The following is an 18,518-nucleotide window of genomic DNA, read 5'->3' as shown; positions in this document are numbered from 1 at the left end:
TCGCAACATACGCCCGCCGCACCCCGCGGCGGGCTTGCACATTTTCGCCGTGTATTCACTTGCGTTTCATGACCCACGAACTATACGCCGCGCTCCCGCTGCCCCAAGGACCCTTCCTAACCGCAAGGCAGCTTGTCGTTTCATGGTCCGCTAGGACCGTTTAGGGGGTCCCTTGAGTTGCAGCATTTTCCCGACGCCAAGGCTGTAGTCCGCGTTCTTCGCCCTGAAGAGCCGGTCATCCTCAACCGCCCGCACGCCGCGGCGCGCGCTGCCCGTTTCTTCGTCGAGAAGTTTCCGGGCAAGTCGCTCTATGCGGTGAAGGCCAATCCCTCGCCCGAGCTCTTGCAGATCCTGTGGGACAATGGCGTGACGCATTTCGACGTCGCCTCCATTGCGGAGGTGCGCTTGGTGCGCTCGACGCTGCCACAGGCGACGTTGTGCTTCATGCATCCGGTCAAATCGCCCGGCGCGATCCGCGAGGCATATCACAGCCATGGCGTGAAGACGTTCAGCCTCGATAGCGTCGAGGAGCTGGAGAAGATCGTCGAGGCTTGCCGCGACGACGAGGGCAACGCTGCTACCGACTTGCGCCTCTGCATCCGCCTGCGTGTCTCGAGCGAGCATGCTGCACTCAGCCTAGCCGCCAAATTCGGCTGCGACCTCACCGAAGCGCCCGCGCTGCTGCAGCAGACCCGCCAGCATTGCGACTGGCTGGGCGTGTGCTTCCATGTCGGCAGCCAGGCGATGAGCCCCTTCGCCTATGTCCAGGCGATCGACCGCGTGCGCGCAGCCATCGCCGAAGCCTCGGTCGTGATCGACATGATCGACGTCGGCGGCGGCTTTCCCAGCGTCTATCCCGGCATGGAACCGCCGCCGCTGGAGGACTATTTCAAGATTATCCACCAGCACTTCTACGCGCTACCGATCGCCTATAACGCGGAGCTGTGGTGTGAGCCCGGCCGCGCTTTGTGCGCGGAGTATTCCAGTCTCGTCGTAAAGGTGGAAAAGCGCCGCGGCGAGGAACTCTACATCAACGACGGCGCTTATGGCGCACTGTTCGATGCCGCGCACGTGGACTGGAAATTCCCTGTCCGCGCCCTGGAGGATGATCTGATCAAGCCGGAGATGGACTTCGCCTTCTACGGCCCAACCTGCGACGATGCCGATTACATGCCCGGCCCGTTCGCCCTGCCGGAAGACATCCAGGCGGGCGACTACCTCGAGATCGGCATGCTGGGCGCATATGGCGCGGCAATGAAGACCGATTTCAACGGTTTCGGTGCGGCAGAGCGCATCATCGTGCAGGACGAGCCCATGGCCAGCCTTTACGATGGCAGCCGCACTCGGCCCGAGGCGGACAATGTGGTCAGCCTGCGCTGAGCGATCAGCCGTGCTCGGCCCGGTGGCGGTCGAGCACGGGCTTTACCCGGCCGAGCGCTTCGCCGATCAGCGTGGGAAATTCTTCCTCGCCCAGCTCGCGCACGGCGTTGTGTGCAGCGGCCACGCGGCGTGCGTCGGCCCAGTCGATCCCCAATTCGATCGCCCAGTCCCTGAATTCGTCGGCAGCGCCTGCTTTCGGGCTGAGCGCCTTGTCCAGCGTCGGGTGGAAGCTCAGTCGTCCGGTCATCGGCAGGGCCGATAACGGGAAGCCCTTGTCCAAGTAGACCAGCGTATCGTCCACATGGATCGTCCCGCTGGCGCGGTGCAGGGCGAGGATGGACGAGAAATGCACCGACTCGTCCTCGCACACCAGCGGCATCCCCTTCGGCTGCGAGAAGGCAAAGGTATCGCCGAACTTCTCGGCCAGCGCCGGTTCTTCGCAGCGGGTCGCGTGCCAGGGCAGATCGGGCAGTTTCTCGTGATGGCGCGCGGTGCCGTAAAGCGTCGCATCCGGATAGGTGCGGTGCATCCACTCGCAATGGAGCGTGTGGTAGGGATGCAGGTTGATGATCGCATCGAGCTTGCGCCCCTCGTCGGTCAGCGCATCGACCTGCTGGCGGACTGGGGCGGGCAGGGTGTAGCTGTCGAGGAATACGTACCGCCCGTTTTTCCGCCGCACCAGCGAACACTGCGTGCCGATATCGAGCAGGCCGCCGACCCGCACCTCGCCGGTTATGCGCCAGAAGCCATCGGCAAGTCGGGTCATCGTCTCGGGCATCGCAATTCCTTCGTTGGGGTTTGCTGACCCTACGCCCCCCGCGCCCGATATATCCCTGGTTATCGCGAGGTTTTGGAATTCCGCTTGCGTCCTCTCCAACCCCTGCCGACAATACAGGCGAGAGAGGAGGGACCGCCGATGATCGAATTCTTCACCGCGCCAGCACCCAACGGGTGGAAGGTCGCCATCATGCTCGAAGAATGCGGGCTTGAGTATGAGCCGCGCTGGGTGAACCTGGCGGCGGGCGACCAGCACACGGAGGACTATCTCGCGATCAATCCCAACGGCCGGATCCCTGCGATCATCGACCACGCGCCGGAGGACGGCGGCGATCCGGTGACGATCTTCGAATCCGGTGCGGTGCTGCTGTATCTTGCTGAAAAGTCGGGCCGCTTCCTGCCCGATGATCTGCGCGGCCGGTCCCGCGTGCGGCAATGGCTGTTCTGGCAGGTAGGGCATCTGGGGCCGACGTTGGGCCAGCATGGTCACTTCCACCTCTATGCCGAGGAAAAGCTGCCTTACGCCATCGAGCGTTTCCACCGCGAGGCGCTACGCGTGTACGGGGTGATGGACCGGCAGCTCGCCGATAATGAGCACATCGCGGGCCAGGACTATACCATCGCCGACATGGCCTGCTTCCCTTGGGTGCGGACGTGGAAGGCGCAGGGGATCCCGCTGGAGGACTTCGCCCATGTGAAGCGCTGGTACGACACGCTCAAGCAGCGCGATGGGCTGCGGCGCGGCGTCGCGCTCGGCAGCGATATGGCGCGGCGCGGGGAGATGAGCGAGGAAGAGCGCAAGAACCTTTTCGGCACCGGCAAGGCGAGGGTGCGATGAGCGTCCCGGTCGAGTTCTTCTTCGACCTGTCCAGTCCGTGGACCCGGCTCGCATTTGCGAATGTCCGCCCGGCGCTGGACGGTCTGGATTACACTATCCGCTGGCTACCCTTTCTGGTGGGCGGCGTGTTCAATGCGGTGAACCCATCGGTCTATGAGAGCCGCAAGCCGGAGAATGCCGCGAAGCTGGCGCGCAGCTTCGAATGGCTGAAGCAATGGGCGCAGCTGGCCGGCGTAGGGATGAATTTTCCGACCGAGCATCATCCGCTGAAATCGGTCCACGCCATGCGGTTCTGCTGTGCGCTCGAAGACGACCAAGAGGCGCTGGAGCGTTTTGCCCATGCCGCGTTCGAGGCCTATTTCACCGAAGGCCGCAATCTTGACGATCAAGCGGAACTGGTGGCGGTGGCGGATGCCTGCGGCTTCGGTGGATCTGCGCTAGGACAGCAAGCGACCAGCCAGCCGATAAAGGATCGGCTGCGCACCAATACCGAAGAAGCGATCGAGCGCGGCGCCTTCGGTTCGCCGACGCTGTTCGTCGGCGGCGAGCACATGTATTTCGGGAACGACCAACTGCCGCTGGTGCGGCAGAAGGTTGCCGAGCTCGCCTAGTCGTCGAAGCCGACAAAACGCGCGGCTTCGTCCACCTCGCGGCGGGTTATCTTGACCGGGTTGGCGGGGAAGTCCTCGTCCGGCCAGCCCATCGCGACGGCCTTCATGATCACCTGATCGTCCGGGATGTTCGCATGTTCGCGCACAACCGGGCTTTGCATGATGCCTTGCGAATTGATGACGCAGCCGAGCCCGCGCGACCATGCAGCATTGACCAGCGCGGTCGTCACTGCGCCGCAATCGAACGGCGTGTCGTCGCTGCCGGAAAGTTCCCTGTCATAGGTCACGATGACGCAGACGGGTGCGTCGAACTGGCGGAAACCGCGCAGCACCCAATCTTGCCGTGCGTCCTTGTCGTCGCGCTCGATCCCCATCGCCTCGAACAGCTGGACCGCGCAGCCGATCTGGCGCTCGCGATGCTTGCCCGAGAAGGGCTCGCCACGGCGGAATTCGCGGCTGTCCGGCTCGCCGGCGAGGATACGCTCGGTATTGCCCTTGCGGATCCGGTCGAGCGGCTCGCCGGTGATGACGTGGAAATTATAGGGCTGCGTGTTCATCGAGGAGGGCGAGCGCATGGCCAGCGCCAGCACTTCCTCGATCAGGTCGCGCGGCACCGGCTTGTCCAGATAGCCGCGGATGGAGCGGCGGCCGTTGACCACCTCGTCGAATGTCATGTCCGGATTGCCGCTCATTACTCTCTCCCGAATGCGTTTCGAAAGGGGATTTAGCGTGCAATGCGCGCAGGACAAAATACCTTACGGCCGCGCCTGCGGCAGGCAGGTGCCGATGGTCGGATCGGGGAATAGGCGGCAGTCGAAATAGACGATCGGGTCGCGACCCTGGCGGGCGGGCAGGTAGCTGAAGCGCAGGGTGCTGCGCGCGGCGAAGGGGAGGGGGAGTTCGCCCGGCATGTCCGAGGCACTGCTCCAGCCATAGACCTGGCAGTATCGATTGCCTGGGCACAATGCGCGCGCCCTATCGACGAGTGCTTGCGGCGAATCGCCGCCGGAGACGAGAACGAAGTGGACTCCGGGATCGGGCGATCCGGGGCGGGCGCTCGTCGATGGGGAAGGCTTCGCACCGCTGCTGTCACTCGCTCCGTCGGCGGTGATGGTGCGGATCGCGACGCCCTCATCCACCAGTTGCGGGAGCAGGTCGGCGGGCCGCTCGACGGCCTGTGCCCGGCTGCGCAGCGCCAGCGGGTCCGGCTCGCCCCCGGCATAGCGGGCGGAGAAGCCGCGCTGCGTGCCCCATGTGCCCTTCCAGCGCAGGAATATATGCGGCCCGACCACCGCGACCTTGTCGAGCGAGGGGGACCAGTAGGGGTAGACGTAATCGGCGTGGTAATGCGTGGCCGTCCCGACCGCCTGGTGCACATAGCCGCCGAGCGCTTCCTCCGCGCGGGCGCGGGCACTGCGCCACGCCCCATCGGAATAGCGCCGCGCGAGCGAGCCGTCGCAGGTAAAGGTGAACTGGCAACCGGTGGGCCGCTGGGATCCTTCGAACACCACGCCGCAGACCGTATTCGCAAAGGCCGGATGGCGCGTGCGATTGAGCACCACCTGCATCACCGCGCGCTGGTCCGCATCGCCGCTGCCCGCTTCCGCCATGGCTGCCAGCGCGAGGCAGTCGCGCGCGCGGGTGCGGTCGGCACTATCGCCGCGAAAGGCGAACGGAGAGATGGGCGAGAGTGCCGCAGGATCGACCGGAACGGCGGCATTGCGAGCCTGCGCGTCGTCTGCGGCAAGTTCGGATGTTAGCACCGTATCTTCGGCAGAAGCCGGTAGGTCGGGCATCATGAGCGGCTGCTCCGTAGCTTCCACTTGCCCCTGCTCGGGTTCGGGATGAGACTGAAAGATCGCGAGCAGCAGCAGCGGCAGCAGCACGAGCGCCGCCAGCGCAACGTATGGCCCGATACCGTCGGTCTTGTCGGATTGTTCTGCGACCATCACCGGCAATGTAGGAATGCGCGCGAACGCAAAACAGGTGCGGGCGTCAGGCCGCCTGCTTGAGCTCGAGCTCCAAGCGGCCCCAGATCTCGACCAGAGCCTCGACCAGCTCGTCCATCATCGCGGGCGTGTGGGCCGGGCCGGGGGTGAAGCGCAGGCGCTCGGTCCCGCGCGGCACGGTGGGGAAGTTGATCGGCTGCACATAGACGCCATATTCGGCAAGCAGGATATCGCTGATCTTCTTGGCTCGCACCGGGTCGCCGACCATCAGTGGGACGATATGCGTGACGCTGTCCATCACCGGCAGGCCCGCATCGCGCATCTTTTGCTTGAGCATGGCCGCAGCGGCCTGCTGGCCGTCACGTTCTTCGCTGCTTGCCTTGAGATGGCGGACAGCCGCCAGCACGCCTGCGACCAGCACGGGGCTGAGCGAGGTGGTGAAGATGAAGCCGGGCGCATAGCTGCGGATGCAGTCGATGATCCGCGTGTCGGCTGCGATGTAGCCGCCCATCACGCCGAACGCCTTGCCCAGCGTGCCTTCGATGATGTCGATGCGGTGGGCCGCCTCGTCGCGCTCGGTGATGCCGCCGCCGCGCTTGCCGTACATTCCGACGGCGTGGACCTCGTCCACATAGGTCAGCGCATTGTACTTTTCGGCAAGGTCGCAGATCGCGTGGATCGGGGCGACGTCGCCATCCATCGAATAGACGCTTTCGAAGGCGATCAGCTTGGGTGTCGCCTCGTCCTCTGCGGCGAGCAGTTCTTCCAGATGCTCGAGATCGTTGTGACGGAAGACGCGCTTCTCGCAGCCCGAATTGCGGATGCCCGCGATCATGCTGGCGTGGTTGAGCTCGTCGGAAAAGATCACGCAGCCCGGCAACAATTTGGCGAGCGTCGAGAGCGTAGCGTCGTTGGAGACATAGCCGCTGGTAAACAGCAGCGCGCCGTCCTTGCCGTGGAGGTCGGCCAGCTCATGCTCCAGCTGGATGTGGTAATGCGTGTTGCCGCCGATGTTGCGGGTGCCGCCGGAGCCTGCGCCAACGTCGTGCAACGCCTCTTCCATCGCCTCGATCACTTTGGGATGTTGGCCCATGGCGAGGTAATCGTTCGAACACCACACGGTGACCGGCTTCGGTCCGTTGTGGCCGGCAAAGCAGCGCGCATTGGGGAAGGCACCCTTGTTGCGCAGGATGTCGATGAACACGCGATAGCGGCCCTCCGTGTGGAGGCGGTCTATGGCTTCGTCGAAGATCTGGTCGTAGTTCACGCGGGAACCGTCCCGTATCGGCGCCGCGCGTTCGCGGCCAAGTTCGGGCGCGACATAGGGCGAATGGCGACGCAATTCCACCGCGATCTTTGCGAATCGTTCGCAAGCTTCAGAGGTGGACAAGACCCTTCAGGCCGTGCGCGGCGAACGCTTCGGTCAGCTCTTCGAAATCGTCCATCGGTCCGGTGGTGACCGCGAAATCTGGCACCTCGCGTTCCATCTCCTGCCCCTGGACGAGGCGCGCGATCTGGCGGGCGATGCCCTTTGCGCCGTCGATGAAGGTCACATCCTTGCCGAACGCCTCGCGCAATTCAGGCTCCAGCAGGGGAAAGTGGGTGCAGGCGAGGACGACCGTATCGAGGTCCTCGCCTCCCGGCTGGAAGACGAGGCCCGATGCGGCCTTGGTCACCTCGTCGACGCAAATCTCCTCGCCGCGCAGCTTGGCCTCGCCCAGCGCAACCAGCCCGCTCGCGCCGTAGCGCAGCAGCGTCTTGCCCTGCGCGAATTCGCGTTCGAGGTCGTCGACATAACCTTGGCGGACGGTCGAATCGGTGCCGAGCAAACCGATGGTTCCGGTCTTGGTGATCTCAGCGGCAGGCTTGATCGCAGGGACCGTGCCGACGATCGGCGTCTCCAGCACCTCGCGCACCATGCCCAGCGCAATCGTGCTGGCGGTGTTGCAGGCGATGCAGATCAGCCGGGGATGCCAGCGCTCCGCCATCCGGCCGAGCAGTCCGGCGACGCGAGCGGCGACCTCGGCCTCGGTCTTGGTGCCATAGGGCAGGCCGGCCATGTCGGCGGCGTAGATAACCGGAGCATCGGGCAGCAGTTCGCGCAGCTCGGCCAGCACGGTCAGCCCGCCCACGCCGGAATCGAACAGCAGGATGGGGGCAGAGGGCGACAATTTATCCAAATCCGTTCATCCTGAGCTTGTCGAAGGTTCGCCCTTCACCTTAAACGCGGGGGGGTAGAAGAAAATGCAGCCCTTCGACAAGCTTGGGGCGAACGGTTAGGGGACATCGCATGGATTTCGGAAGCGGTTTCACCATCACCACGCTCTATGCCGCGCTGCTCGGCTACGGCTTCGGCTCGATCCCCTTCGGCCTGATTCTCGCCAAACTGGCCGGAAAGGGCGATATCCGCCAGCAGGGCAGCGGCAATATCGGCGCGACCAATGTCCTGCGCACCGGCAGCAAGGGGCTGGCGGCGGCGACGCTGCTGCTCGACCTGCTGAAGGGCTTCGTGCCGGTGTTTCTCGCCAAGCTCTGGTTTCCCGAAGACATGGGCTGGACCGCGCTGTTCGCCGTGCTCGGCCACTGCTTCCCCGTCTGGCTGGGCTTCAAGGGCGGCAAGGGCGTAGCGACCAATGCGGGCGTTGCCTTCGGGCTCATGTGGCCGCTTGGTGTCGTCTACGCGATCGCCTGGCTGGGCATGCTGGCGGTGACGAAGATCAGCTCGCTTGCGGGAATGGTCGCTGTCGTGGTCACCGCGATCGCCGCGTATTTCGCAGGCGAACCCACTTTTGCGAAGGTCATGGCGATCATCGCCGTGCTGGTGCTGTGGCTCCACCGCGAGAACATCAAGCGGCTGAAGGCCGGGACCGAACCGAAAATCGGCTCCAAGGGGTGAGCGCGTCGCTATCGCAAGACGAGGCTTTCGCCCGCATCCGGCTGCTTCGCTCGCCCAATATCGGGCCGGTCAGCTATGCGCAGCTGCTTGCGAGGTTCGGCTCTGCGGCAGACGCGCTGGAGGCCCTGCCTGAACTCGGAAAGAAGGGCGCTCGGCAATATCGGGCCGCGCCCGCCGACCGGATCGAGCGCGAGGTGGATGGCGTGCGCAAGGCGGGCGCGAGATACCTCTTCCATGACCAGCCGGACTATCCCGCGTTGCTGGCGCAAATCGACGGTGCGCCGCCGATCCTGACCTGGCGCGGGGACCTGTCACTGGCGGCCAAGCCCTGCGTGGCGATGGTCGGCGCGCGCAATGCCAGTGCGGCGGCGGTGAAGCTGGCGCGCGAGTTCGCACAGGGTCTTAGCGAGGCGCAGTTCACCGTCGTCTCGGGTCTGGCACGCGGAATCGACGGCGCAGCGCATGAGGGCGCCTTCCCGCGAACCATCGGCGTGATCGCCAGCGGGATCGACATCGCCTACCCGCCGCAGCATGCCGAGCTGCAGGAGCGGATAGCGAGCGAAGGCCTGCTAATCGCCGAACAACCGCCGGGCACCGAACCGCGCGGCAGCCACTTCCCCAGCCGCAACCGCATCATCGCCGGGCTGGCGGGCGGCACGCTGGTGGTTGAGGCGGCGGTCAAATCCGGCAGCCTCATCACCGCGCGGTTGGCGGGCGAGGCGGGGCGCGAGGTCATGGCGATCCCCGGCAGCCCGCTCGAAGCGCGCAGCCACGGTTGCAACCACCTCATTCGCGAAGGCGCGGTGCTGGTGCAATCGCCCGAAGACGTCGTCGAGCTATTGAGCGATTTCGACGGCAACCCGCGCAGCACCTTCCGCGAGCCGGTCGAGCAGTTCGATTTCGAACCGTCCGAACTGGCCGAGGCCGAACCGGCGGACATCGCCTCGCTCCTGACCACCGCGCCGGTCGCAATCGACGAACTGATCCGCCAGTCGGGCACCAGCGCCGCGGCGGTCCAGCTGGCGCTGCTGGAGCTGGAAATTGCGGGCAGGCTGGAGCGGCACGCGGCGGGGCGGGTGAGTCTGGTCTGATGTCCGCTAATGGATGGAAAGCCGACGTCGACTAAAACGATATGTCTTCCACCACTCGCCAGCCGAAACCCGGCTGCCGTTGCATCACCAAAAGATAGTTACTGTCGATGGTGCGGACCGAACTTTCCTGCCGATCCGTATAGGTCACGCTCAATCTACCGCGTGTGTAGGCGAGGTCGGAAGAGGCTGATACCTTGGTGAACTCGTTCACATAGTCTAGCCTGAAATTGCGATCTTCCATGTACCGAGAAATATTGGCGGCGATAGCATCACGGCCCAGGGTAGGTGGCTGGCCGGGGATGAAAACGTAAGCGTCAACCGCGTAGTAGTCCGCTGCCAGAACTGCGTTCCCGCCGTTGTAGGACGCGAACACTTCGGCTTCGAAAGCACGAACTTCACGTTCTAAGGAAGCGAATTCAGAATTAGACGGATAGCTTGTTGCTGCACATGCTGGCAAAAGGAGGAACGACGCCCCCGACAGGAGCATCACCGAAGATCCTGTATTCATTTTAATCATCTTCACCTCGCTATTTCACGTTTTGTGACCTTGCAAAATTTGTCGCAATGTTCGCAAGGGCCAGTGTGATAAACTTGGAGTACGTCGGCTAATGGGTCATTTATGGACAGCCCCTCTACGCCCGGATCGAAACCCGCTTGACGCCCCCGAAACCCGAACTCCATTTTCGCGCGTATACGCACGTACACACGTAAGGGACGTCCCGAACCACAATGCAACTCGTCATCGTAGAATCGCCGGCCAAGGCGAAAACCATCGAGAAATACCTCGGCAAGGACTTCAAGGTCCTCGCCTCCTACGGCCATGTCCGCGACCTGCCGCCCAAGGATGGCAGCGTGCGGCCGGACGAAGGCTTCGAGATGGACTGGGAGCTTTATCGCGACAAGCAGAAGCGCTTCAAGGAAATCAGCGATGCGGCGAAGGGTGCGGACCGGCTGGTCCTCGCCACCGACCCCGATCGCGAGGGCGAGGCGATCAGCTGGCATGTCCGCGAATTGCTGGCCAAGCGCAAGACGCTGCCCAAGGAAGTCGACCGCGTCACCTTCAATGCGATCACCAAGCAGGCCGTCACCGATGCGATGAAGGCACCGCGTGAGCTCGACCAGCCGCTGATCGACGCCTATCTCGCCCGCCGCGCGCTGGACTATCTCTACGGCTTCACACTCTCGCCCGTGCTGTGGCGCCGCCTGCCCGGCGCGAAGAGCGCGGGCCGCGTGCAATCGGTCGCGCTGCGCCTGATCGTCGACCGCGAGATCGAGATCGAACATTTCCGGCCCGACGAATATTGGTCGGTCATCGCCAAGCTGCAGCAGGACGGCAGCGAATTCGACGCGCGGCTGGTGAAATTCGACGGCACAAAGCTGGAGAAGCTGACGCTCGGCGACGAAGGCAGCGCGATGGCTGCGAAGAAAGCGGTCGAGGCTGCGAACTTCACGGTCGAGGAGGTCGAAAACAAGCCGTTCAAACGCAACCCCTCCCCGCCGTTCACCACCTCCACCCTGCAGCAGGAAGCCGCCCGCAAGCTCGGCTTCTCCGCCAGCCACACCATGCGGCTCGCCCAGTCGCTCTACGAAGCAGGCGCGATCACTTATATGCGGACCGATGGCGTGAGCATGGACGGCAGCGCGATCGCTGCCTGCCGCAAGGCAGTGGCCGATCGCTACGGCGGCCACGCGCTTCCCGACAGCCCGCGGATGTACAAGACGAAGGCCAAGAATGCGCAGGAAGCGCATGAGGCCATCCGGCCGACCGAATTCAATCGCGACCGCGCTGGATCGGGGGACGAGGGCAAGCTCTACGACCTCATCTACAAGCGCGCGATGGCGAGCCAGATGGCCGCCGCCCAGCTTGAACGCACCAGCGTGACGCTGCGCGATCCGACCGGCCAGCACGAGCTGCGCGCGACGGGGCAGGTGGTGAAATATCCCGGCTTTCTCGCCGTCTATCAGGAAGGCCGCGACGATGCGGGCGACGATGACGAGGACGGCCTGCTGCCGGCCATCGCCAAGGGCGACAGCCCGCTGAAAAAGGGCGTCGAGGCGAACCAGCACTTCACCCAGCCGCCGCCGCGCTTCTCCGAGGCGAGCCTGGTCAAGCGGCTGGAGGAGCTCGGCATCGGCCGCCCCTCGACCTACGCCAGCACGATCCAGACCCTGCGCGACCGCAACTATGTCCGCATGGAGAAGAACCGCTTCTTCGCCGAAGAGTCCGGCCGCCTGCTGACCGCCTTCCTCGAACGGTTCTTCGAGCAATACGTCGCGTTCGACTACACCGCAGGGCTCGAAGACGAGCTCGACACGGTCAGCGACGGACGCGAGGACTGGAAGAAACTGCTCGAAGCCTTCTGGCGCGACTTCAAGCCGAAGACCGAAGAGGTGATGGAGAAGAAGCCCTCGGAAGTGACCGAGGTGCTCGACGGATTTCTGGCCGATTACCTCTTTCCCGAACGCGCCGACGGCAAGGACCCGCGCACCTGCCCGCTCTGCGAGACCGAGGGCCGCGAAGGCGGGCGTCTTGCCCTGCGCGGTGGCCGTTACGGCGCCTTCGTCGCCTGCGCCAACTATCCCGAGTGCAAATACACCCGTCAGTTCGCCAAGCCCGGCGGTGCCGATGCCGATGACGGCGCGGACGATGGCGTGATGGGCGAGCATCCCGAAACCGGCCTGCCGATCGAGCGCAAGAGCGGGCGCTTCGGCCCCTACGTCCAGATGGGCGAGGGCAAGGAAGCGCAGCGCGCGAGCATCCCCAAGGACCTCGACGACTTTGATCTCGAATGGGCGATCAAGCTCCTCGGCCTGCCGCGCATCGTGGGCGAGCATCCGGAGACCGGCAAGGAAATCGAAGCCGCCATCGGGCGTTACGGACCGTACCTGCGGCACGATGGGAAATATGCGAAGCTGCAATCGACGCGCGATGTCTTCGAAACGGGCATGAACGCGGCGGTCACGCTGCTCGCCGAAGCGGCTAACCGCAAAGGCGGCGGGCGCGGCAAGGCTGAACCGATCAAGACGCTCGGCGAACATCCGACCAGCGGGGCCGAGATGAAGGTCATGCCGGGCCGCTACGGCCCCTATGTCACCGACGGCACGACCAATGCGACGATCCCCAAGGACATGAAGCCCGAGGACCTGACCGAGGCGCAGGCCATCGAACTGATCGATGCCCGTGCTGCGAAGGGTCCGGCGAAAAAGAAGAAGGCTCCGGCAAACAAGAAGGCTGCTGCGAAGAAAAAGGCCCCGGCCAAGAAGAAGGCCGCTTCGAAGAAAAAGCCTGCCGAAAAGAAGGCAGCCGACTGATGGAGGTTCAGGCTTCTGCCGACGATTTGCTAGGCCTTCTCGGATTGGCGATGGTTGAGATACGGGCTTCGGAATCGCTCCGCCAAGCGCAAGTCTGGGCGGACGTTTTCCATAATGTCCCATCCGCCGTGCGGAATGGTTCTTCGCCGAAAGAAACGATCAATCGCCTCTTGGCGTGCGCAGAGCGCCATAACAAGCGCGAGTACTTCGAGAGGTATATCACGAGCTATCTGGGCGAGGCAGCCGACTGATGGGCAAGGAGCATTTCGAGCGGCACAAGCAGCCCTGGACCGGCGAGGAGGCGGGCCAGCTCCGCACGCTTGCCGCCAAGGGTCAGGGCCTCAAGCAGATCGCCAAAGCGCTGGGCCGCAGCGAGGAATCCACCAAGGATTTCGCCAAGAAAAACAAGATCAAGGTAGCGAAAAAGCGGTAGCCCGCTGCCTGCCATTCACCCTACTGTAAATGAGAAAGGGCAGCGCCGGACAAACCGGCGCTGCCCCTTTTCAAATCGACCGCTCAGGCGCCGGTCGGCAGGTGGCTGGTGCCCGTTTCCATGTCGGGCGCTCCGTTCGGGTAGAAGCTGTTGCCGACCCATTCGCCGCCAGGATAGCGCTCCAGCATATAGTCGTACCAGCTCTGGCCCGGAGCGGGATTGCCGCCGGCAACCGTCAAAACTTCCGTCGCGCTCATATCCTTGATCAAGGTCATCATCCTACCTCCAATTATTGGTGAGAATCGAAGGCTAGGGGCTAAGTGGCGGACCGACGATAGGACGAATGAGCTATTCGATCGCAGCTGAGGACTTCGCAGGGATTCAGTAGCTATCTTCCTTCGATCGGAATGCGGATTAGACGGCTGTTTGCATTTGTAAGCGTTCGTTTTAAGCACAGCATTATGAATAGCCTGATCGTACTCCTCCTATTGAGTATTTCGGTGCCGCGTTTCGGATTGGATGAAGCACGTTATGTGCACGGTAAAATGCCGAATTCGATTGACCGCGATGGAGCATGGGTCGCTGCTAATGTGGAGCTTTGGGTCGATGTCGATGGCCGAATAGAGACCTGCAATCTCGGCACTTTCGTGGGCGATGATCAACTCGCGCAACGCATCTGCCCGATCTTAGTCGACAGGAAGCTGGATAGAGGGCGAGGAGCGGAAGGCCAACCCAGCGCCAGCCGCATCCGTACACGAATTTTGGTTTCTCCCAGCGACGTCCCAAACCTCCAGACCCAGATGATTTCCAGCTTGGACAGGGCGGGTGGCTTATTCCTGCTGGACGGCACGGCGTATGCCGAAAAAGAGGCTAAGGTCACAGTGGCAATTGAAGTCGCTTACGACGGTACAGTTAAAGCTTGCGGGGAGGGACGCAAAAAGGCCGATCGGCGATTGATTGAGCTAGCTTGCCAAATGGCCTCCGAGCGCGACCATGCAGTTTACCGCACTGACAATGGCGAGGCCGCGGACTATGTTAAGAGCTTCAGCGTACAATTCTCCAAGGCTGCGTGAGTCACTACGTCAGGCAGCCTGACAGTCATGCGATGGGTCGGCTCGAACGAGTTTTCTGAAGAGCCGAAGAATTACCTCGTTGATAGCGCACGTTGTTGCGAGAGACCTGGATCAGCTCTTCCACTCCAGCCCCATTTCCTCGAACATTTCCTTGTCGTCGCTCCAGCGTTCGTCGGTCTTGACGTGCAGGAACAGGTGGACCTTCTGGCCGAGTAGTTCGCTCAATTCCTTGCGCGCGGCCTCGCCGATGGACTTGATGCGGCTGCCGCCCTTGCCGAGCACGATGGCGCGCTGGTTGTCGCGCATCACCACGATCTGCTGGTGGATCTCGACGCTGCCATCCTTGCGCTGGATGTATTTCTCCGGCCGCACCGCGCTGTCGTAGGGCAGTTCCTCGTGCAGTTGCTGGTAGAGCTGCTCGCGCGTGATTTCGGTGGCGAGCAGGCGTTCGGAGGCATCGCTAACCTGGTCTTCGGGATACATCCACGGGCCTTCCGGCATCATGTCTGCCAGCGCCTGTTTCATTTCCGGCAAGCCGTCGCCGGTAAGGGCGGAAACGAAGTAGATCTCCGCGAAATCGACCTTCTCGCCCAGCTCCTGCGCCAGCGCGAGCAGCGGCTCTTTCTTGGCGACATCGACCTTGTTGAGCACCAGGATCTTGCGCTCCGGACGGCTGGCGACCTGTTCCAGCAGCGGTTCGAGCTCGTGGCGGCGCTGCTTCACTGGATCGACGAGTAGCAGCACCGCATCGGCCGCTTCCGCGCCTTCCCATGCGGCACTGACCATGGCGCGGTCGAGCCGGCGCTTGGGCGCAAAAATGCCGGGCGTGTCGACAAGGATCAACTGTGTCTCGCCGTGCAACGCAATTCCCATCATTCGCGCGCGGGTGGTCTGCGCCTTGGCACTGGTGATGGCGACCTTCTGGCCGACCAGCTGGTTGACCAGCGTGCTCTTGCCCGCATTGGGCGCGCCGAGGACGGCGACGACGCCGCAGCGTGTGGTTTTCTGCTCGCTCATCCGAACTGCTCCATGAATGCCTGTGCGGCGGCCTTTTCGGCTTCGCCCTTGCTGGTGGCGCTGCCTTGCGCCTCGCCGACTTTGTGCACGCTCACGCGGACGGTGAAGCGTTGCGCGTGGTCGGGGCCGGTGCGCTCGACAATCTCGTATTGGGGCGGCGCGCGGCGATTGCCCGCGGCCCATTCCTGCAGCGCGCTCTTGGGATGCTTGGCCTTGCCCGCACCGCTTTCCAGCGCCGGGCGGAACAGCTGATGGACGAGCTCCTTCGATGCCTCGAACCCGTTGTCGAGAAATTGCGCGCCGAGCAAGCTTTCGACCACGTCGCCGAGGATGTTGTCGCTGTCGCGCCCGCCATCGGCGCGTGCCTGCTTGGAGATACGGATATGGTCCGCCAGCCCAATGCCGCGGGCGACCTGCGCGCACATTTCCCGGCTGACGATGGCGTTGAGACGCTGGGCAAGCTTGCCTTCCGGCGCTTCGCTTTTGGCAAACAGCCAGTCGGCGATGGACAGGCCGAGCACGCGGTCGCCGAGGAATTCGAGCCGCTCGTAATCGCGCGTTTCGCCCATGCTCCCATGCGTCAGCGCGGCGACCCAGCGGGCCTCGTCCTTCACGGTGAAGCCATTCGCGGCGAGGAAAGTGCGGGTCTCGGGTTCCAGTGTCTGAGTCATATGTCGCTCCCGATCCGGTCCCAGCGGGCAGCGGTGAACCAGGTCCACGGCAGCAGCCATTCCGCGCTTCCGTCCGTCGACCACAGCACCATGCTGGCGCGTGCCACCAGCAGGCGCTGATCGACGAGGCCGACCCCGCCGCCGGCCTGCGCGGGGAAGCGGCTGTCCTGCGAATTGTCGCGATTGTCACCCATTACAAACAGCTGTCCCTCGGGCACCACCACAGGGTCGAAATCGTCTTTGGGCCACGGGCCGAGGTCGATCACCGGATAGCTCTTGCCGTTCGGCAATGTCTCGAGGAACTGCGTGTAGCGGCATGCCGGGCCATCGGGCGTTTGCACTTCTTCGGCACGCATGTTGCACTGCGTGTTGAGGCTCATCGGCAGCAGGATGGGCGGGGCTGCCTGCTGCGGCACCGGTTCGCCATTCAGGAACACAGTCCCGCCGCGCATCGCCACCGTATCGCCCGGCAGGCCGATCACGCGCTTGACGTAATCGAAGCGGTCGACCGGATGTTTGAACACCACCACGTCGCCGCGTTCCGGCACATTGCCGAATATTCGTTCGTCAGGTCCCGGCAGGCCGAGCGGCAGCGAATTCTCGTTATAGCCATAGGGCCATTTGGCCGCGATCAGATAGTCGCCGGTGCGCAGGCCCGGCAGCATGCTTTCGCTGGGGATCGTGAAAAAGCTGAACGCCAGCGTGCGGAACAGCAGCACCGCCAGCACCAGCTTCGCGCAGAACCACAGGAAGCTGGCCCAGCTTTCCTGTTTCGGCTCGTCGGCGGTGTTTGCGTCGGCGCTCTTCGCTGTCATGCGGGGTTCTCAATCATCGCCCAGTCCCCTAGTCGCAGCCCTCGCAACCATCAAAGGATTTTCGCCCGCCATGTCGACCGCTGCCGAACTCTGGGACACTCTCGAAAACCTGCCGCGCCCGACGCTGGGCGAGCTGTTCAGCGCGAGCCGCGATGGCGGCGAGGGCGCGGACGAGCCGGGCGGTGACGAGCGCGTCGCGATGCTTTCGGGCCGGATCGAGCTGGAGGAGGGCGGCATCCTGTTCGACTGGTCGAAGACGCATCTCGACCGCGCGGTGATCGCGGCCTTCGAAGAGCTGGCCGAGGCGATGGACTTCGCGGGCATGCGGGCGAAACTGTTCGGCGGCGAGGTGGTCAATCCGACCGAGGGCCGGGCGGCCGACCACGCGACCCTGCGCGGAACCGGCGACGAGGCGAAGGTCGAGGAAGCCGCCGCGCTGATCGACCGCATGGGGATGCTAGTCGAGGCGATCCATCAGGGCGCGCTGGGCGAGGTCGAGCACCTGATCCACATCGGCATCGGCGGCAGCGCGCTGGGCCCGGCGCTGGGCGTGGACGCTCTCTCCCGCGACCTCAGCTATTGCGACGTCCATGTCGTCTCCAATATCGACGGGGTGGCGCTGGAGGCGGCGTTTGCGAAATGCGATCCGGCCAAGACGCTGATCGCGGTGGCCAGCAAGACCTTCACCACCATCGAGACCATGACCAACGCCGAAAGCGCGCTCAAATGGCTGCGCGACAACGGCGTCTCCGACCCCTCGGGTCGCGTCATCGCGCTGACCGCCAATCCCGAAGGGGCGGTCGAATGGGGCGTCGACGAGACGCGCATCCTGCCGTTTCAGGAGAGCGTGGGCGGGCGCTATTCGATCTGGTCGTCGATCGGCTTTCCCATCGCCATGGCCGTCGGGATGGACGATTTCCGCGCTATGCTGGCAGGGGCCAAGGCGGTGGACGAGCATTTCCGCGACACCGACGGCGCGGCCAATCTCGTATTGCGCGCGGCCTTCGCCGACCTCTATTACACTCGCGTGCGCGGCTGCCAGACGCGGGCGGTCTTCGCCTATGACGAGCGGCTCAGCCTGTTCCCTGACTATCTCCAGCAGCTAGAAATGGAGAGCAATGGCAAACGTGTGACCGCCCACATGCAGCCGGTCGACGGGCCGACGGCACCGATCACCTGGGGCGGGGTGGGGACCGATGCGCAGCATGCAGTGTTCCAGCTGCTCCACCAGGGCACGCATCTGATCCCGGTGGACTTCATCGCCAGCATCGCGCCGGGCGACGATCTCGACCCGGCGCACCACCGCATTTTGCTGATGAATTGCTTCGCGCAAGGCGCGGCGCTGATGGCAGGGAAGAAGGGCGAGGATCCGGCGCGCAACTATCCTGGCGACCGTCCCTCGGCGACGATCCTGTGCGACGACCTCGACGCGGCCGCGTTGGGCGCGCTGATCGCGTTTCACGAACACCGCACCTTCGCCAATGCCCTGCTGATGGGAATCAACCCGTTCGACCAGTTCGGGGTGGAACTGGGCAAGCAGATGGCCAAGGCGATCGAGCAAGGCGGCGAGAGCTTCGATGCGGGCACCGAAGCCTTGCTTAGTATCGCCGGATTGCAGCAGGCTTAGAGTGGCCTTAACATTTGATATATTAGAC

The 18,518-nt window shown here is 63.8% G+C and carries 19 protein-coding genes; 9 read left to right on the top strand and 10 right to left on the bottom strand.

Going from position 1 to position 18,518, the window contains the following annotated elements:
- Positions 1-177 precede the first annotated feature (177 nt).
- Positions 178-1,380 carry a type III PLP-dependent enzyme gene (locus tag Q9K02_RS11245; protein WP_305932970.1) on the top strand — a complete coding sequence of 401 codons (1,203 nt, stop codon included), beginning with the start codon at positions 178-180 and terminating at the stop codon, positions 1,378-1,380.
- A gap of 4 nt (positions 1,381-1,384) precedes the next feature.
- Here Q9K02_RS11245 and Q9K02_RS11240 read toward each other — a convergent pair whose 3' ends face one another.
- Complete coding sequence (locus Q9K02_RS11240) at positions 1,385-2,158, bottom strand: hypothetical protein (RefSeq protein WP_305932969.1); 774 nt, start codon at positions 2,156-2,158, stop codon at positions 1,385-1,387.
- A 138-nt stretch (positions 2,159-2,296) separates the two neighbouring features.
- On the opposite strand from Q9K02_RS11240, the gene Q9K02_RS11235 reads away from it, so the two are divergent.
- Both Q9K02_RS11235 and Q9K02_RS11230 read left to right on the top strand, forming a co-directional pair.
- Positions 2,297-2,995 (top strand): glutathione S-transferase N-terminal domain-containing protein, encoded by a 699-nt coding sequence (locus Q9K02_RS11235; protein WP_305932968.1) that lies wholly within the window; start codon positions 2,297-2,299, stop codon positions 2,993-2,995.
- Positions 2,992-3,606, top strand: coding sequence for a 2-hydroxychromene-2-carboxylate isomerase (locus Q9K02_RS11230; protein WP_305932967.1), 615 nt, complete (start codon positions 2,992-2,994; stop codon positions 3,604-3,606). The genes Q9K02_RS11235 and Q9K02_RS11230 overlap by 4 nt, the downstream gene beginning before the upstream one ends.
- Here Q9K02_RS11230 and Q9K02_RS11225 read toward each other — a convergent pair.
- From Q9K02_RS11225 to murI, 4 genes are all read right to left on the bottom strand, one after another.
- Positions 3,603-4,298: a nitroreductase gene (locus tag Q9K02_RS11225; RefSeq protein ID WP_305932966.1), complete on the bottom strand. Its 696-nt coding sequence runs from the start codon at positions 4,296-4,298 to the stop codon at positions 3,603-3,605. The genes Q9K02_RS11230 and Q9K02_RS11225 overlap by 4 nt on opposite strands.
- A 63-nt stretch (positions 4,299-4,361) precedes the next feature.
- Positions 4,362-5,555 carry a cell wall hydrolase gene (locus Q9K02_RS11220; protein WP_305932965.1) on the bottom strand — a complete coding sequence of 398 codons (1,194 nt, stop codon included), beginning with the start codon at positions 5,553-5,555 and terminating at the stop codon, positions 4,362-4,364.
- Between the two features lie 46 nt (positions 5,556-5,601).
- A complete protein-coding gene (gene hemA / locus Q9K02_RS11215; RefSeq protein ID WP_305933508.1) occupies positions 5,602-6,822 on the bottom strand; it encodes a 5-aminolevulinate synthase in 1,221 nt (406 codons plus the stop codon).
- Positions 6,823-6,931: 109 nt separating this feature from the next.
- Entirely contained in the window at positions 6,932-7,726 is a 795-nt protein-coding gene (murI, locus tag Q9K02_RS11210; protein ID WP_305933507.1) for a glutamate racemase, read from the bottom strand.
- A gap of 119 nt (positions 7,727-7,845) precedes the next feature.
- Between murI and plsY the strand changes: the two genes are divergently transcribed.
- Both plsY and dprA read left to right on the top strand, forming a co-directional pair.
- Complete coding sequence (gene plsY, locus Q9K02_RS11205; protein WP_305932964.1) at positions 7,846-8,451, top strand: glycerol-3-phosphate 1-O-acyltransferase PlsY; 606 nt, start codon at positions 7,846-7,848, stop codon at positions 8,449-8,451.
- On the top strand, positions 8,448-9,542 hold the full coding sequence (gene dprA, locus Q9K02_RS11200) for a DNA-processing protein DprA (RefSeq protein ID WP_305932963.1): 1,095 nt from the start codon (positions 8,448-8,450) through the stop codon (positions 9,540-9,542). Before plsY ends, dprA begins: the two co-directional genes overlap by 4 nt.
- A gap of 31 nt (positions 9,543-9,573) precedes the next feature.
- On the opposite strand, the gene Q9K02_RS11195 is transcribed toward dprA, so the two are convergent.
- Positions 9,574-10,059, bottom strand: a complete 486-nt coding sequence (locus tag Q9K02_RS11195; RefSeq protein ID WP_305932962.1) for a YybH family protein — start codon at positions 10,057-10,059, stop codon at positions 9,574-9,576.
- A gap of 212 nt (positions 10,060-10,271) precedes the next feature.
- Here Q9K02_RS11195 and topA point away from each other — a divergent pair, with 212 nt between their 5' ends.
- On the top strand, positions 10,272-12,854 hold the full coding sequence (gene topA, locus Q9K02_RS11190; RefSeq protein WP_305932961.1) for a type I DNA topoisomerase: 2,583 nt from the start codon (positions 10,272-10,274) through the stop codon (positions 12,852-12,854).
- A gap of 250 nt (positions 12,855-13,104) precedes the next feature.
- On the top strand, positions 13,105-13,287 hold the full coding sequence (locus Q9K02_RS11185) for a hypothetical protein (RefSeq protein ID WP_278322337.1): 183 nt from the start codon (positions 13,105-13,107) through the stop codon (positions 13,285-13,287).
- A gap of 83 nt (positions 13,288-13,370) precedes the next feature.
- Here Q9K02_RS11185 and Q9K02_RS11180 read toward each other — a convergent pair whose 3' ends face one another.
- Positions 13,371-13,565, bottom strand: coding sequence for a hypothetical protein (locus Q9K02_RS11180; protein WP_305932960.1), 195 nt, complete (start codon positions 13,563-13,565; stop codon positions 13,371-13,373).
- A gap of 183 nt (positions 13,566-13,748) precedes the next feature.
- On the opposite strand from Q9K02_RS11180, the gene Q9K02_RS11175 reads away from it, so the two are divergent.
- Positions 13,749-14,360, top strand: a complete 612-nt coding sequence (locus Q9K02_RS11175; RefSeq protein WP_305932959.1) for a hypothetical protein — start codon at positions 13,749-13,751, stop codon at positions 14,358-14,360.
- 111 nt (positions 14,361-14,471) lie between these two features.
- Here Q9K02_RS11175 and era read toward each other — a convergent pair whose 3' ends face one another.
- Genes era through lepB form a run of 3 tightly spaced genes read right to left on the bottom strand, consistent with a single transcriptional unit; the run spans position 14,472 to position 16,863 of the window.
- Complete coding sequence (era, locus tag Q9K02_RS11170) at positions 14,472-15,377, bottom strand: GTPase Era (protein ID WP_305932958.1); 906 nt, start codon at positions 15,375-15,377, stop codon at positions 14,472-14,474.
- A complete protein-coding gene (gene rnc, locus Q9K02_RS11165) occupies positions 15,374-16,048 on the bottom strand; it encodes a ribonuclease III (protein ID WP_305932957.1) in 675 nt (224 codons plus the stop codon). The genes era and rnc overlap by 4 nt, the downstream gene beginning before the upstream one ends.
- Entirely contained in the window at positions 16,045-16,863 is an 819-nt protein-coding gene (lepB, locus tag Q9K02_RS11160; RefSeq protein ID WP_305932956.1) for a signal peptidase I, read from the bottom strand. Before lepB ends, rnc begins: the two co-directional genes overlap by 4 nt.
- A gap of 70 nt (positions 16,864-16,933) precedes the next feature.
- Here lepB and pgi point away from each other — a divergent pair, with 70 nt between their 5' ends.
- On the top strand, positions 16,934-18,490 hold the full coding sequence (gene pgi / locus Q9K02_RS11155; RefSeq protein ID WP_305932955.1) for a glucose-6-phosphate isomerase: 1,557 nt from the start codon (positions 16,934-16,936) through the stop codon (positions 18,488-18,490).
- Positions 18,491-18,518 lie beyond the last annotated feature (28 nt).

The organism is Qipengyuania profundimaris, from assembly GCF_030717945.1.
GTDB classification, from domain to species: Bacteria; Pseudomonadota; Alphaproteobacteria; order Sphingomonadales; family Sphingomonadaceae; genus Qipengyuania; species Qipengyuania profundimaris.
The sequence above is the reverse complement of the archived record's forward strand: the minus strand, read 5'-3'. Positions and strand labels throughout refer to the sequence as shown.